At 67.1% G+C, this 14,759-nt stretch carries 16 protein-coding genes; all 16 read right to left on the minus strand.

The genetic code is table 11. The annotated features are described in order from the left end of the window. Positions 1-49: 49 nt before the first annotated feature. The 16 genes from rpsQ to ABD798_RS10820 all read right to left on the minus strand — a co-directional run bounded on the left by rpsQ (position 50) and on the right by ABD798_RS10820 (position 14,735). On the minus strand, positions 50-322 hold the full coding sequence (rpsQ, locus tag ABD798_RS10745; RefSeq protein WP_086827452.1) for a 30S ribosomal protein S17: 273 nt from the start codon (positions 320-322) through the stop codon (positions 50-52). Continuing rightward, entirely contained in the window at positions 319-567 is a 249-nt protein-coding gene (gene rpmC / locus ABD798_RS10750) for a 50S ribosomal protein L29 (protein ID WP_344873341.1), read from the minus strand. Before rpmC ends, rpsQ begins: the two co-directional genes overlap by 4 nt. Next, the gene (rplP, locus tag ABD798_RS10755; RefSeq protein WP_344873343.1) at positions 567-986 is read right to left on the minus strand and encodes a 50S ribosomal protein L16; all 420 of its coding nucleotides are present in this window, start codon (positions 984-986) and stop codon (positions 567-569) included. The genes rpmC and rplP overlap by 1 nt, the downstream gene beginning before the upstream one ends. Positions 987-989: 3 nt before the next feature. Beyond that, positions 990-1,835 (minus strand): 30S ribosomal protein S3, encoded by an 846-nt coding sequence (gene rpsC / locus ABD798_RS10760; protein ID WP_344873345.1) that lies wholly within the window; start codon positions 1,833-1,835, stop codon positions 990-992. After that, entirely contained in the window at positions 1,835-2,257 is a 423-nt protein-coding gene (gene rplV, locus ABD798_RS10765) for a 50S ribosomal protein L22 (protein ID WP_086827456.1), read from the minus strand. The genes rpsC and rplV overlap by 1 nt, the downstream gene beginning before the upstream one ends. Before the next feature lie 35 nt (positions 2,258-2,292). Next, complete coding sequence (gene rpsS / locus ABD798_RS10770) at positions 2,293-2,574, minus strand: 30S ribosomal protein S19 (RefSeq protein WP_086827458.1); 282 nt, start codon at positions 2,572-2,574, stop codon at positions 2,293-2,295. 18 nt (positions 2,575-2,592) lie between these two features. Next, on the minus strand, positions 2,593-3,426 hold the full coding sequence (gene rplB, locus ABD798_RS10775; protein ID WP_344873350.1) for a 50S ribosomal protein L2: 834 nt from the start codon (positions 3,424-3,426) through the stop codon (positions 2,593-2,595). 21 nt (positions 3,427-3,447) lie between these two features. Continuing rightward, a complete protein-coding gene (rplW, locus tag ABD798_RS10780) occupies positions 3,448-3,747 on the minus strand; it encodes a 50S ribosomal protein L23 (protein ID WP_030427394.1) in 300 nt (99 codons plus the stop codon). Next, a complete protein-coding gene (gene rplD / locus ABD798_RS10785) occupies positions 3,744-4,430 on the minus strand; it encodes a 50S ribosomal protein L4 (protein WP_344873353.1) in 687 nt (228 codons plus the stop codon). Before rplD ends, rplW begins: the two co-directional genes overlap by 4 nt. After that, positions 4,430-5,080, minus strand: a complete 651-nt coding sequence (gene rplC, locus ABD798_RS10790; RefSeq protein WP_254233923.1) for a 50S ribosomal protein L3 — start codon at positions 5,078-5,080, stop codon at positions 4,430-4,432. Before rplC ends, rplD begins: the two co-directional genes overlap by 1 nt. Before the next feature lie 29 nt (positions 5,081-5,109). Beyond that, positions 5,110-5,415, minus strand: coding sequence for a 30S ribosomal protein S10 (gene rpsJ, locus ABD798_RS10795; protein ID WP_003938093.1), 306 nt, complete (start codon positions 5,413-5,415; stop codon positions 5,110-5,112). Between the two features lie 409 nt (positions 5,416-5,824). Then, entirely contained in the window at positions 5,825-7,018 is a 1,194-nt protein-coding gene (tuf, locus tag ABD798_RS10800; RefSeq protein ID WP_086827466.1) for an elongation factor Tu, read from the minus strand. Positions 7,019-7,137: 119 nt separating this feature from the next. Further along, the gene (gene fusA, locus ABD798_RS10805) at positions 7,138-9,237 is read right to left on the minus strand and encodes an elongation factor G (RefSeq protein ID WP_344873359.1); all 2,100 of its coding nucleotides are present in this window, start codon (positions 9,235-9,237) and stop codon (positions 7,138-7,140) included. Between the two features lie 140 nt (positions 9,238-9,377). Further along, positions 9,378-9,848 (minus strand): 30S ribosomal protein S7, encoded by a 471-nt coding sequence (gene rpsG, locus ABD798_RS10810; protein ID WP_086827470.1) that lies wholly within the window; start codon positions 9,846-9,848, stop codon positions 9,378-9,380. Beyond that, complete coding sequence (gene rpsL, locus ABD798_RS10815; protein ID WP_030427388.1) at positions 9,848-10,222, minus strand: 30S ribosomal protein S12; 375 nt, start codon at positions 10,220-10,222, stop codon at positions 9,848-9,850. The genes rpsG and rpsL overlap by 1 nt, the downstream gene beginning before the upstream one ends. A 601-nt stretch (positions 10,223-10,823) precedes the next feature. After that, complete coding sequence (locus ABD798_RS10820; RefSeq protein WP_344873364.1) at positions 10,824-14,735, minus strand: DNA-directed RNA polymerase subunit beta'; 3,912 nt, start codon at positions 14,733-14,735, stop codon at positions 10,824-10,826. Positions 14,736-14,759 lie beyond the last annotated feature (24 nt).

Here is a 14,759-nt window from a genome sequence, read left to right on the forward strand (position 1 = left end):
GTCCGACCAGTGCCCCGCACCCGGGATTCGGGTGCGGGGCCTGGGGAATCTACTTGGCCTTCTCGAGGATTTCCATGAGGCGCCAGCGCTTGGTCGCCGACAGCGGCCGGGTCTCCATCAGGAGGACGCGGTCGCCGACGCCGGCGGTGTTCTCCTCGTCGTGCGCCTTCACCTTGGTGGTGGAGCGCAGGACCTTGGAGTAGCGCGGGTGCTTCTTGCGGTCCTCGAGCGAGACGACGATGGTCTTGTCCATCTTGTCCGAGACCACGTAGCCCTCGCGGACCTTACGGTTGTTACGCACGGTGCTCTTCTCGTCGCTCATGCCGCACCCTCATCCTGAGAGGTCCCGTCCGGGGTGACCGACAGGCCGAGCTCGCGCTCGCGCATGACGGTGTAGATCCGGGCGATGTCGTGGCGGATGGCGCGAAGCCGACGGTTGTTGTCGAGCTGGCCGGTCGCCATCTGGAAGCGGAGGTTGAACAGCTCCTCCTTGGCTTCCCTCAGACGCAGCACGAGCTCCTCGTCGGTGAGCTCACGCAGCTCGGAAGCGGTGGTCGCCGCTGCCATCAGAACTCACCACCCTCTCGCGTAACGATGCGGCACTTCATCGGAAGCTTGTGGATCGCGCGGCGCAGTGCCTCGCGAGCCGTGGCCTCGTTGGGGTAGTTCATCTCGAACATGACCCGGCCGGGCTTGACGTTGGCCACCCAGTACTCGGGCGAACCCTTACCGGAACCCATGCGGGTCTCGGCAGGCTTCTTGGTGAGCGGGCGGTCCGGGAAGATGTTGATCCACACCTTGCCACCACGGCGGATGTGCCGGGTGATGGCGATACGCGCGGACTCGATCTGCCTGTTGGTGACGTAGGCCGGCTCCAGAGCCTGGATGCCGAACTCGCCGAAGACCACCCTGGTGCCACCCTTGGCAGCGCCCGAGCGACCCGGGTGGTGCTGCTTGCGGTGCTTGACCTTGCGTGGGATGAGCACGTCTCAGCCCTCACTCTTCTCGGCCGCGCTGCCGTTGTTCACCGGCGCGGTCGACTCGGTCGCGGTGGACGCCTTCGCCTCGGCGGCGGGCGCCTCAGCCGCGGCACGCCCGGCCTCGGTGCTCGTCGGCGTGGTGCCGGAGGCACCGGAACGACGGCGGGCCGGACGCTCACGACGCGGTGCGCGGGACTCGGGGGCGGCGGTGTCGCTCGGCCTGCGGCCGCCGACGACGTCACCCTTGTAGATCCACACCTTCACGCCGATGCGACCGAAGGTGGTGCGGGCCTCGAACAGGCCGTAGTCCACGTCCGCGCGCAGCGTGTGCAGCGGGACGCGACCCTCGCGGTAGAACTCCGAGCGAGACATCTCGGCACCGCCGAGACGACCCGAGCACTGCACCCGGATGCCCTTGACCTGCGGCGAGCGCATGGAGGACTGAATGCCCTTGCGCATCGCACGACGGAAGGACACGCGGTTGGACAGCTGCTCCGCGACGACCTGGGCGACGAGCTGGGCGTCGGCCTCGGGGTTCTTGACCTCGAGGATGTTCAGCTGGACCTGCTTCTTGGTCAGCTTCTCCAGCTCGGAACGGATGCGGTCGGCCTCCGCGCCGCGACGGCCGATGACGATGCCCGGCCGGGCGGTGTGGATGTCGACGCGAACCCGGTCACGGGTCCGCTCGATCTCCACCTTGGAGATACCGGCACGCTCCATGCCCTTGGAGAGCAGGCGGCGGATCTTCACATCCTCCGCGACGTACTCCGCGTACTGCTTGTCGGCATACCAGCGGGACTTCCAGTCAGTGGTGATCCCCAGCCGGAAGCCGTGCGGGTTGATTTTCTGACCCACTACCGGGCACTCCCCTTCGCGCTGGTCTTGCGGCCCGAAGCGGCCTTGACGGCCTTCGGACGCGACTCGACCTCGACGGTGATGTGGCTGGTGCGCTTCCGAATTCGGTACGCACGGCCCTGGGCCCGCGGACGGATCCGCTTGGCCGTCGGGCCCTCGTCCACGTACACCGTGCTCACCCAGAGGGTGTCAGGGTCGAGGTCGAGGTTGTTCTCGGCGTTGGCCATGGCACTGGCAAGCACCTTCGACACCGGACCGCTGGCGGCCTGCGGCGCGAACTGGAGCACTGCCAGGGCCTCCTGGGCGTTGCGGCCCCTGATCAGCTCGACCACACGCCGGACCTTCATCGGCGACATGTGGACGTAGCGGGCCCGCGCCACGGCGCGCGGGAATTCCTCCGCGCTAGCGGCATCGTTACCCATTGCTGCTACCCCTTGCTCTGCGTTCGGTCACTGGCCTAGCGGCGACGCGACTTGCGGTCGTCCTTGATGTGGCCCTTGAAGGTGCGGGTCGGGGCGAATTCGCCCAGCTTGTGCCCGACCATGGCCTCGGAGACGAACACCGGGACGTGCTTGCGGCCGTCGTGCACCGCGATGGTGTGCCCCAACATGTCTGGAATGATCGTCGAACGACGGGACCAGGTCTTGATCACCGTCTTCTTGCTCGCCTCGTTGAGCGCGTCCACCTTCTTGAGCAGGTGGTCGTCAACGAAGGGGCCCTTCTTCAGGCTGCGTGGCATCCTTCACTCCCTCCCTGCTCAGCGCTTCTTACCGGTGCGACGACGCCGGACGATGAGCTTGTCGCTGGGCTTGTTCCGACGGGTACGCCCTTCGGGCTTACCGGCGGGGTTGACCGGGTGGCGACCACCGGAGGTCTTGCCCTCACCACCACCGTGCGGGTGGTCGACGGGGTTCATGGCGACACCACGGACGGTCGGGCGCTTGCCCTTCCACCTCATGCGGCCGGCCTTGCCCCAGTTGATGTTGGCGTGCTCGGAGTTTCCGACCTCGCCGATGGTGGCGCGGCACCGCACGTCGACGTTGCGGATCTCGCCCGACGGCAGCCGGAGCTGCGCGTAGGGACCGTCCTTGGCGACCAGCTGAACGCTGGCGCCCGCCGAACGCGCCATCTTCGCGCCGCCACCGGGGCGGAGCTCGATGGCGTGCACCACGGTACCCACCGGGATGTTGCGCAGCGGCAGGTTGTTGCCCGGCTTGATGTCGGCCTTGGGGCCGTTCTCCACCATGTCGCCCTGGCGAAGCTTGCCCGGCGCCACGATGTAGCGCTTCTCGCCGTCGACGTAGTGCAGCAGGGCGATGCGGGCGGTGCGGTTGGGGTCGTACTCGATGTGAGCGACCTTGGCCGGGATGCCGTCCTTGTCGAATCGACGGAAGTCGATCAGACGGTAGGCACGCTTGTGGCCACCACCCTTGTGCCGCGTAGTGATCTTGCCCGACGCGTTACGGCCACCAGTGCCGTGCAGCGGGCGGATCAGCGACTTCTCCGGCGTCGACCGAGTGATCTCGGCGAAGTCGGACACGCTGGAGCCTCGACGGCCAGGCGTCGTCGGCTTGTACTTGCGAATGCCCATCTCGTCAGCAGTCCTCGTTCATCAGGCGGCCGGGCCGCCGAAGATCTCGATCGGCTTGCTCTCGGCGGACAGCGTCACGATGGCGCGCTTGGTGTCCTTGCGCTTGCCAAAACCGGTGCGGGTCCGCTTGCGCTTTCCCTGGCGGTTCAACGTGTTGACGCTGACGACCTTGACGCCGAAGACCTTCTCGACCGCGATCTTGATCTCGGTCTTGTTGGCGTCCGGACGCACCAAGAACGTGTACTTGTTCTCCTCGAGCAGTCCGTAGGACTTCTCGGAGATCACCGGGGCGACGAGGATGTCGCGCGGGTCGGGGATCACTTCGCGACCTCCTCGAGCTCACTGGAGCGCGCGACGGCCGTTGCCGACTTGCCCTTGATCGGGCCGGCGACGAAGACGTCGAACGCGTCCTTGGTGAACAGCACGTCGTCGTTGACCAGCACGTCGTAGGTGTTGAGCTGGTCGGGCGCGATGGCGTGCACGTTGGGCAGGTTGCGCAGGCTCAGCCAAGCCGCGTCGTCACCGCGCCCGACCACGACAAGGACCTTCTTGGAGGAGCTGGCCAGGGCCAGGACCTTCTTGGCGTCCTTGGTGGAGGGAGCGTCAGCGGCGACGATGCCGGTGAACACGTGCACCTTGTCGTTGCGGGCCCGGTCGGAGAGGGCACCGCGCAGGGCGGCGGCCTTCATCTTCTTGGGGGTCCGCTGGTCGTAGTCGCGCGGCTGCGGGCCGTGCGAGGCACCACCGCCGGAGAAGTGCGGCGCGCGGGTCGAGCCCTGACGGGCGCGGCCGGTGCCCTTCTGCCGGTACGGCTTCTTGCCACCACCGGAGACGTCGCCCCGGGTCTTGGTGGCGTGGGTGCCCTGACGGGCCGCGGCCTGCTGAGCGACGACGACCTGGTGCATCAGCGCGATGTTCGCCTGCACGTCGAAGATCTCAGCGGGGAGCTCGACGGTGCCGTCGGTCTTGCCGTCCGGGGTACGGACGTCGAGGGTCTTGCTCATCACGCACCACCCTTCGCGGCGCTCTTGACGAACACCAGGCCGCCCTTGGGACCGGGAACGGCGCCCTTGATGAGCAGCAGCCCGGCGTCGGAGTCGACCTTGTGCACGGTCACGTTCTGAGTGGTCACCCGCACGTGGCCCATCCGGCCGGCCATGCGAACGCCCTTGAACACGCGGCCCGGGGTGGCGCAGCCACCGATCGAGCCGGGCGAGCGGTGCACCTTCTCGGCACCGTGGCTCGCGCCGAGGCCCGAGAAGCCGTGCCGCTTCATGACGCCCGCGAAGCCCTTGCCCTTGCTGGTGCCGACCACGTCGACGACCGCGCCGGTCTCGAAGACCTCGGCGGTCAGCTCCTGGCCGACCTCGTAGGTGTCGGCATCGGCCGTGCGCAGCTCCACCAGGTGACGGCGCGGGGTCACGCCCGCCTTGGTGAAGTGGCCGCCACGGGGCTTGTTGACCTTACGAGGGTCAATAGCGCCGAAGGCGAGCTGCACGGCCTTGTAGCCGTCTTTCTCATCGGTGCGGACCTGGGTAACCACGCACGGCCCGGCCTTCACGACGGTCACCGGGACAACCCGGTTGTTCTCGTCGAAGACCTGGGTCATTCCGAGCTTGGTGCCCAGGATCCCCTTAACCTGCTTGTCAGACATGGGTCTCGTTACTCTCCGCCGCGCCTAGCTCACTGAATGTTGACGTCGACGCTGGCCGGCAGGTCGATGCGCATGAGCGCGTCCACCGTCTTCGGCGTGGGGTCGAGGATGTCGATCAGACGCTTGTGCGTACGCATCTCGAAGTGCTCGCGCGAGTCCTTGTACTTGTGCGGCGATCGGATGACGCAGTAAACGTTCTTCTCAGTGGGCAGCGGCACCGGCCCGACGACCCGAGCGCCGGTGCGCGTCACGGTCTCGACGATCTTGCGCGCGGACGCGTCGATCGCCTCGTGGTCGTAGGCCTTGAGCCGAATGCGGATCTTTTGTCCCGCCATGATGGCTTGCCGTTCCTCGTCTTCTCGTACCGCTGCTGCGGGTTCCTCGTTGCCCATCTGCCCTGGACTCTTGTCGCCCGGGAGGCATCAGGCCGCGGCTGCGCCCCTGTTCAGGTGTCACGGTGCCCGGTCCACGCGGTCGGGCGTGTTGCGCCCGGAAGCATGGATCGGCCCCACTGACAACGTCTGTGGGGGTGGCCCTTCGGCCTCAGCGCCCCCTGCTCCTCGTGGTGCAGGAGAGAACCAGGGCGCTAGGCGCTCGTGCGGAGGCGGCCGGATCGCAGATGTCCCCGACCGCCTCGCCGAGCAACCCAAACAGGATGCCACACGCGGACATGGGCTTCCAAATCGGGGCAGGCGTTCTGACGAACGCCGTGGGGGAGGTCACTGATGACCTCCCCCACCGGTACTACTTGATGACCTTGGTGACCTGGCCGGCGCCGACGGTCCGGCCACCCTCGCGGATGGCGAACTTGAGGCCCTCCTCCATGGCGATCGGCTGGATCAGCTGAACCGACATGACGGTGTTGTCGCCCGGCATGACCATCTCGGTGCCCTCGGGGAGGGTCACAACGCCGGTCACGTCCGTCGTCCGGAAGTAGAACTGGGGACGGTAGTTGTTGAAGAACGGCGTGTGACGGCCACCCTCGTCCTTGGACAGGATGTAGGCCTGGCCCTCGAACTCGGTGTGCGGGGTGACGCTGCCGGGCTTGCACAGCACCATGCCGCGCTCGACGTCCTCGCGCTTGATGCCACGAACCAGCAGGCCCACGTTGTCGCCGGCCTGGCCCTGGTCGAGCAGCTTGCGGAACATCTCAACGCCGGTGACGGTGGTCTTCATCGACTTCTCGCGGATGCCGATGATCTCGACCTCCTCGTTGACGTTGACGACGCCACGCTCGATGCGGCCGGTGACGACCGTGCCACGACCGGTGATCGTGAAGACGTCCTCGACGGGCATGAGGAAGGTCTTCTCGACGTCGCGGACCGGCTCGGGGATGTTCTCGTCCACCGCGGCCATGAGCTCGAGCAGCTTGCCGCCCCACTCCTTGTCGCCCTCGAGCGCCTTCAGCGCCGAGACGCGCACGACGGGGAGGTCGTCGCCCGGGTACTCCTGCGAGGACAGCAGCTCGCGGACCTCGAGCTCGACGAGCTCCAGGATCTCCTCGTCGTCCACCATGTCGGACTTGTTCAGCGCCACCACGATGTAGGGCACGCCGACCTGGCGGGCGAGCAGCACGTGCTCACGGGTCTGCGGCATCGGGCCGTCGGTCGCCGCGACCACCAGGATCGCGCCGTCCATCTGCGCGGCACCGGTGATCATGTTCTTGATGTAGTCGGCGTGACCGGGGCAGTCAACGTGCGCGTAGTGACGGTTCTCCGTCTGGTACTCGATGTGGGCGATCGAGATGGTGATACCGCGGGCCTTCTCCTCCGGCGCCTTGTCGATCTCGTCGAACGGCGTGAAGGGGTTCAGGTCCGGGAACGCGTCGTGCAGAACCTTGGAAATCGCCGCGGTCAGCGTCGTCTTTCCATGGTCGATGTGACCGATGGTTCCGATGTTGACGTGCGGCTTGGTCCGCTCGAACTTCGCCTTCGCCACTGGATTGTCCTCCTGGACTTAGTTCTTGAGTGTTCGCCGATCGATCGGCGTCCCTGTCAGGGTCGGTGCGTCGCGGGAGCCGGGGCCCCCGCGCGCGCCGAATGTGCGTTGCTCGGGGCTTACTCGCCCGTCGCCTTCGCGATGATCTCCTTCGCGACGCTCGCGGGAACCTCGGCGTAGGAGTCGAACTGCATCGAGTAGTTCGCACGTCCCTGGGTCCTGGACCGCAGGTCACCGACGTAACCGAACATCTCCGACAGCGGCACGAGCGCCTTGACGACGCGAGAGCCACTGCGCTCGTCCATGGACTGGATCTGCCCACGACGAGAGTTAAGGTCACCGATGACGTCGCCCATGTAGTCCTCGGGCGTGGTGACCTCAACGGCCATCATCGGCTCCAGGATCACCGGATCGGCCTTGCGGGCGGCCTCCTTGAGGGCCATCGATCCGGCGATCTTGAACGCCATTTCCGAGGAGTCAACCTCGTGGTAGGCGCCGTCCAGCAGGCTGACCTTCAAGCCCACCAGCGGGTAGCCGGCGAGCACGCCGTACTGCATGGCGTCCTGAGCACCGGCGTCGACCGACGGGATGTACTCCCGCGGGATGCGACCACCGGAAACCTTGTTCGCGAACTCGTACGTCGCACCGTCCTCGGACACGAGCGGCTCCAGCGCGATGATGACCCGCGCGAACTGACCGGAGCCACCGGTCTGCTTCTTGTGCGTGTACTCGTGCTTGTCCACCTTGCGGCGGATGGACTCGCGGTAGGCCACCTGGGGCTTACCGATGTTCGCCTCGACCTTGAACTCGCGGCGCATCCGGTCGACCAGGATGTCCAGGTGCAGCTCGCCCATGCCGGCGATGATGGTCTGCCCGGTCTCCTCGTCGAGGTTGACCCGGAACGTCGGGTCCTCCTCGGCGAGCTTCTGGATCGCGGTGCCCAGCTTCTCCTGGTCGGCCTTGGTCTTGGGCTCGATCGCCACCTGGATGACCGGCTCGGGGAAGGTCATGGACTCCAGCACGATGGGCGCCTGCGGGTCGCAGAGCGTCTCACCGGTGGTGGTGTCCTTGAGACCGATCACCGCGTAGATGTGGCCGACCGAGGCCTCATCGACCGGGTTCTCCTTGTTGGCGTGCATCTGGAAGATCTTCCCGATGCGCTCCTTGCGGTCCTTGGTCGAGTTGACGACCTGGGTGCCCGCGGCGACCTTGCCCGAGTAGACCCGGATGTAGGTCAGCTTGCCGAAGAACGGGTGCGCGGCGATCTTGAACGCCAGCGCTGCGAACGGCTCCTCGCTGGAGGGCTTGCGGAAGGCCGGGGTCTCCCCGTCCTTCAGCGTGCCCTCGACCGGCGGGAGGTCACCCGGCGCGGGCAGGTAGTCGATGACCGCGTCGAGCATGGGCTGGACGCCCTTGTTCTTGAACGCGGAGCCGCACATCACGGGGAAGCCGGAGCGGTCGCCCACGATCTTGCGGATACCGGTCTTGAGCTGCTCGACGGTCAGCTCCTCACCGCCGAGGTAGAGCTCCATGAGCTCGTCGTCGGTCTCGGCGACGGCCTCGACCAGCTTCTCCCGGTACTCGGCGACCACGTCGGCCATGTCGGCCGGGATCTCCTCGACCGTGTAGTCCTCGCCCTTCTGGACCTCACCGCGCCAGGTCAGCGCGCGCATCTCGACCAGGTCGACGAGGCCGATGAAGTCGGACTCGGAGCCGATCGGGAGCTGGATGACGACCGGCTTCGCGCCGAGGCGCTCGATGATCGTCTTCACGGTGAAGTAGAAGTCCGCGCCGAGCTTGTCCATCTTGTTGACGAAGCAGATGCGCGGCACGTCGTACTTGTCGGCCTGACGCCAGACCTGCTCGGACTGCGGCTCGACGCCTTCCTTGCCGTCGAACACGGCGACGGCGCCATCGAGCACGCGCAGGTTGCGCTCCACCTCGACGGTGAAGTCCACGTGGCCCGGGGTGTCGATGATGTTGATCTGGTGGTTCTTCCAGAAACAGGTCGTCGCGGCCGACGTGATCGTGATGCCGCGCTCCTGCTCCTGCTCCATCCAGTCCATCACGGCGGCGCCGTCGTGCACCTCGCCGATCTTGTAGCTGATCCCGGTGTAGAACAGGATCCGCTCGGTCGTGGTGGTCTTGCCCGCGTCGATGTGGGCCATGATCCCGATGTTGCGGACCTTGGCCAGGTCAGTCAGCACGTCGAGTGCCACGGGTCTCGTCCTCGTTTCGTCTTTGCTTAAGCGCGGTGGGGCGGGCGTTGATGTGAACTGAAAGGGTCCTGCAGGCAGGCCGCGCGGTGATTTGTCGCTCGACCTGCGAGCAGGCACCTGTCAGCCCGGCGCCCGGAGGCTCACCAGCGGTAGTGCGCGAAGGCCTTGTTGGACTCGGCCATCTTGTGCGTGTCCTCGCGGCGCTTGACGCTCGCGCCGAGGCCGTTGCTCGCGTCGAGCAGCTCGTTGGCCAGGCGGTCGATCATGGTCTTCTCGCGGCGGGCGCGGGAGTAGCTGACCAGCCAGCGCAGCGCCAGCGTGGTGGAGCGACCGGCCTTGACCTCGATCGGGACCTGGTACGTGGCGCCACCGACACGACGGCTCTTGACCTCGATGGTCGGCTTCACGTTGTCCAGCGCGCGCTTGAGGGTGACGACCGGGTCGGCCTGGTTCTTCTCCCGGCAGTTCTCCAGGGCGCCGTAGACGATGCGCTCGGCGATGGACCGCTTGCCGTCCACCAGCACCTTGTTCACCAGCTGGGTGACCAGCGGCGACTGGTACACGGGGTCGGCGATGAGCGGCCGCTTCGGGGCGGGGCCCTTGCGAGGCATTAGCTCTTCTCCTTCTTGGCGCCGTAGCGGCTGCGAGCCTGCTTACGGTTCTTGACGCCCTGGGTGTCCAGAGACCCACGGATGATCTTGTAGCGCACGCCCGGGAGGTCCTTCACACGACCGCCGCGCACGAGCACCATCGAGTGCTCCTGGAGGTTGTGGCCCTCACCGGGGATGTATGCGGTGACCTCGATGCCGCTGGTCAGCTTCACGCGAGCGACCTTGCGGAGCGCGGAGTTCGGCTTCTTGGGCGTGGTGGTGTAAACGCGGGTGCACACACCGCGCCGCTGCGGACACGCCTTGAGCGCCGCGGTCTTGGTCTTGGTGACCTTGTCCTGGCGGCCCTTGCGGACCAGCTGCTGGATCGTGGGCATGGACCGTCTTTCTGTAGCGTTCGCGTCTTCGGGCACCCAGCCGGGCGCCGCAGGCACTGTGTACTTGGGTTCCTCCGTACCCCGAGGTCGGGCGTGTCGCCCGCTCGTGGGTCCTCCTGGCGACCACGAAATCCATGGAGCGCCCATCAGAGATGAGAAGGAGTTCCGTGCTCTCGCCCCGGGTCCGGTGCACAGCACCTGCCCAGAGGCAGACGGAGCGGCCCGACGCTAGTCGGGCACGAGCAGCAAAGATACCTTCGCGTGCTCGCCCGGGTCAAAACGGGGGCCTGTTATCCGCGCGACGCGGCCGGTCAGGGGTGCTGAGCCAGCGTTGACGCCGCTGCGAACAGGGTATCGCGCCAGGTCCGGGCCTCGCGGACGGGGGTACCCCAACCCGGGGGTGTGACGAGAATGACGTCCGCGCCCACCCCCTCTCGCCAGCGCGAACCCGGATCTCCGCGCACGGTCGGCAAGGGTTCCGGCACCCAGCGCGAGCGCCCGGCGCTCCCCCGCCCCGCCGCGCCCCTGAGGGACGGACCGGAGGACGGGAGAAGCCCCCGGCACCGAGGTGCCAGGGGCTTCTCCGTCACGAACCAGAGCTTCAGCGGAAGTCGCGGCCGAAGTCGTAGTCGTCCAGCGGGACAGCCGCACCGGTGCCGGTGCCGAAGACGTCCGGCGTGTAGTAGCCGTCGTCGTAGGACGGGATGGCGTAGGCCGCGGCCCGTGCTTCCTCCGTCGGCTGGACCTGGATGTTGCGGTAGCGGTTGATGCCCGTACCCGCCGGGATCAACTTACCGATGATCACGTTCTCCTTCAGGCCGATCAGCTTGTCGCTCTTGCCGTTGATGGCGGCGTCGGTGAGGACTCGCGTGGTCTCCTGGAAGGAGGCCGCCGACAGCCACGACTCGGTGGCCAGCGACGCCTTGGTGATGCCCATCAGCACCGGGCGACCGGAGGCGGCCTCGCGGCCCTCCGCGACGACGCGGCGGTTCTCCGCCTCGAAGTCGGCCCGCTCGATCAGCGCGCCGGGGAGGAACTCCGCGGCACCCGAGTCGATGATCGTCACGCGGCGCAGCATCTGCCGCACGATGACCTCGATGTGCTTGTCGTGGATGGACACGCTCTGCGTCCGGTACACCTTCTGGACCTCGCGGACCAGGTGCAGCTGGGCCTCGCGCGGGCCCATCACGCGCAGCACCTCGTGCGGGTCGACAGCACCCTCGAGCAGCTGCTGGCCGACGGTGACGTGGTCGCCGTCCTGCAGCGGGCGCTCGGAGCCGTCCGCCTTGATCGTCGCGAGCCACTGCCTGCGCGACAGCTTCTCGTAGACGATCTCCTCGGAGCCGTCGTCCGGAGTGATGGTGATCTTCCGGAAGCGGTCGCCCTCTTCGATCTGCACGCGACCGTCGGTGTCGGCGATCGGCGCCTTGCCCTTGGGGACGCGGGCCTCGAAGAGCTCGGTGACACGGGGCAGACCGGTGGTGATGTCGTCGCCGGCCACACCGCCCTGGTGGAAGGTGCGCATCGTCAGCTGCGTGCCGGGCTCACCGATGGACTGCGCGGCCACGATGCCGACGGCCTCGCCGACGTCCACCAGCTGGCCGGTGGCCATCGAGCGGCCGTAGCAGGTCGCGCAGATACCGACCTTGGACTCACAGGTCAGGACGCTGCGGACCTTGACCTTGTGCACACCACCGGCGAAGAGCGCGTCGATGGCCGGGTCCCCGAGGTCGCCACCCCTGCCGACGAGCAGGTTGCCCTCGGCGTCGGTGATGTCCTCGGAGGCCGCACGGGCGTAGACGCTGGTCTGCACGTAGCGGTGCTTGATCGCGGTGCCGTCCGGGCCGGGCTCGGTCAGCGCCATGATGATGCCGCGCTCGGTGCCGCAGTCGGTCTCGCGCACGATGACGTCCTGCGAGACGTCCACCAGACGACGGGTCAGGTAACCCGAGTCGGCGGTGCGCAGCGCGGTGTCGGCGAGGCCCTTGCGGGCACCGTGGGTGGCGATGAAGTACTCGACCACGGACAGCCCCTCGCGGAAGCTGTTCTTGATCGGCCGAGGGATGTACTCACCCTTCGGGTTCGTCACCAGACCACGCATACCGGCCAGCGAGCGGACCTGCGTCATGTTGCCCGCCGCGCCGGACTTGACGATCACCTTGATCGGGTTGTTGTCCGGGAAGGCGTCTTCCATGATCGCCGCGACCTCGTTGGTCGCGTTGGTCCAGATCTTGACCAGCTCGTTGTTGCGCTCGGTGTAGGAGAGCAGACCACGCTGGTAGCGCTTCTCGACCTGGGCGGCCCTGTCCTCGTGCTCGTCCAGGATGCCCTGCTTGGCCTCCGGCACGATGACGTCCGAGATCGCGATGGTGACACCGGAGCGGGTGGCCCAGTGGAAACCCGCGTCCTTGAGCCGGTCCAGCGTCTGGGCGACCGTCACCATCGGGTAGCGCTCGGCCAGGTCGTTGACGATCTCCGACTGCCGCTTCTTCGGGAGCACCTCGTTGATGAACGGGTAGTCCGAGGGCAGCAGCTCGTTGAACAGCACCCGGCCCAGGGTGGTCTCGGCCAGCCACGGCTGACCGGGCTCCCAGCCCTCCGGCAGGACGCCGCGCGGCGGCACCTGGTCGGTGAGGCGGACCTTGATCTGCGCCTGCAGGTCGATCACACCGCGGTCGAAGGCCATGATGGCCTCGGCCGGGGAGGTGAACGCGCGACCCTCGCCCTTGGCGGTCTCCACACCCTTGGTCAGGTGGTAGAGGCCGGTGACCATGTCCAGACGCGGCATCGCCAGCGGCCGCCCGGAGGCGGGCGAGAGGATGTTGTTGCTGGACAGCATCAGGATGCGGGCCTCGGCCTGCGCCTCGGCGGACAGCGGCAGGTGGACCGCCATCTGGTCACCGTCGAAGTCGGCGTTGAACGCCTCGCAGACCAGCGGGTGCAGCTGGATCGCCTTGCCCTCGACCAGCTGGGGCTCGAAGGCCTGGATGCCCAGGCGGTGCAGCGTCGGCGCGCGGTTGAGCAGCACCGGGTGCTCGGTGATGACCTCTTCGAGCACGTCCCACACGGCGGGGCGCGAGCGCTCCACCATCCGCTTGGCGGACTTGATGTTCTGCGCGTGGTTGAGGTCGACGAGCCGCTTCATCACGAAGGGCTTGAACAGCTCCAGCGCCATCTGCTTGGGCAGACCGCACTGGTGCAGCTTCAGCTGCGGGCCGACGACGATGACCGAACGGCCGGAGTAGTCGACGCGCTTGCCGAGCAGGTTCTGGCGGAACCGGCCCTGCTTGCCCTTGAGGAGGTCGGAGAGCGACTTCAGCGGGCGGTTGCCCGGCCCGGTGACCGGGCGACCGCGGCGGCCGTTGTCGAACAGCGCGTCGACGGCCTCCTGCAGCATCCGCTTCTCGTTGTTGACGATGATCTCGGGCGCGCCGAGGTCGATCAGTCGCTTGAGGCGGTTGTTGCGGTTGATCACGCGGCGGTACAGGTCGTTCAGGTCGGAGGTGGCGAAGCGGCCACCGTCGAGCTGGACCATCGGGCGCAGGTCCGGCGGGATGACCGGAACGCAGTCCAGCACCATGCCCTGCGGGTTGTTGCGGGTGGCCTGGAACGCCGCGACGACCTTGAGGCGCTTGAGCGCGCGGAGCTTCTTCTGCCCCTTGCCCGAGCGGATGGTCTCGCGGAGGTTCTCGCCCTCGGCGTCGACGTCGAAGTTGGCGAGCAGCTTCTGGATCGACTCCGCGCCCATGGCGCCGGTGAAGTACTCGCCGTAGCGGTCGATCAGCTCGCGGTAGAGCATCTCGTCGGCGATCAGCTGCTGCGGAGCCAGCTTGACGAAGGTGTCCCAGATCTCGTCGAGGCGGTCGATCTCCCGCTGCGCGCGGTCGCGCAGCTGGCGCATCTCGCGCTCGCCGCCCTCCTTGACCTTGCGGCGGACGTCGCTCTTGGCGCCCTCGGCCTCGAGTTCGGCCAGGTCGGTCTCGAGCTTCTGGGCGCGGGCCTCGATGTCGGCGTCGCGCTTGTCCTCGACCCGCTTGCGCTCGACCTGCATCTCGTTCTCGAGCGTGGCCTGGTCGTTGTGGCGCATCTCCGTGTTCACCGTGGTGATCACGTAGGCGGCGAAGTAAATGATCTTCTCGAGGTCCTTCGGCGCCAGGTCGAGCAGGTAGCCCAACCGGCTCGGGACGCCCTTGAAGTACCAGATGTGCGTGACCGGCGCGGCCAGCTCGATGTGGCCCATCCGCTCACGGCGCACCTTGGCGCGGGTCACCTCGACGCCGCAGCGCTCACAGATGATGCCCTTGAAGCGGACACGCTTGTACTTGCCGCAGTAGCACTCCCAGTCCCGGGTCGGACCGAAGATCTTCTCGCAGAAGAGTCCGTCCTTCTCGGGCTTGAGGGTGCGGTAGTTGATGGTCTCGGGCTTCTTGACCTCGCCGAAGGACCACTGACGGATGTCGTCGGCCGTTGCGAGACCGATGCGGAGCTCGTCGAAGAAGTTGACGTCAAGCACGTCGGCTCTTCTCCCCTTTTACAT

The organism is Allokutzneria multivorans (genome assembly GCF_039537405.1).
Lineage (GTDB): Bacteria > Actinomycetota > Actinomycetes > Mycobacteriales > Pseudonocardiaceae > Allokutzneria > Allokutzneria multivorans.

What these genes read in the sequence shown, in the direction of transcription:
- rpsQ (WP_086827452.1), bottom strand. Translation starts at nt 322, where the DNA reads ATGAGCGACGAGAAGAGCACCGTGCGTAACAACCGTAAGGTCCGCGAG.
- rpmC (WP_344873341.1), bottom strand. Translation starts at nt 567, where the DNA reads ATGGCAGCGGCGACCACCGCTTCCGAGCTGCGTGAGCTCACCGACGAG.
- rplV (WP_086827456.1), bottom strand. Translation starts at nt 2,257, where the DNA reads ATGGGTAACGATGCCGCTAGCGCGGAGGAATTCCCGCGCGCCGTGGCG.
- rpsS (WP_086827458.1), bottom strand. Translation starts at nt 2,574, where the DNA reads ATGCCACGCAGCCTGAAGAAGGGCCCCTTCGTTGACGACCACCTGCTC.
- rplB (WP_344873350.1), bottom strand. Translation starts at nt 3,426, where the DNA reads ATGGGCATTCGCAAGTACAAGCCGACGACGCCTGGCCGTCGAGGCTCC.
- rplD (WP_344873353.1), bottom strand. Translation starts at nt 4,430, where the DNA reads ATGAGCAAGACCCTCGACGTCCGTACCCCGGACGGCAAGACCGACGGC.
- rplC (WP_254233923.1), bottom strand. Translation starts at nt 5,080, where the DNA reads ATGTCTGACAAGCAGGTTAAGGGGATCCTGGGCACCAAGCTCGGAATG.
- rpsJ (WP_003938093.1), bottom strand. Translation starts at nt 5,415, where the DNA reads ATGGCGGGACAAAAGATCCGCATTCGGCTCAAGGCCTACGACCACGAG.
- rpsG (WP_086827470.1), bottom strand. Translation starts at nt 9,848, where the DNA reads ATGCCTCGCAAGGGCCCCGCCCCGAAGCGGCCGCTCATCGCCGACCCC.
- rpsL (WP_030427388.1), bottom strand. Translation starts at nt 10,222, where the DNA reads ATGCCCACGATCCAGCAGCTGGTCCGCAAGGGCCGCCAGGACAAGGTC.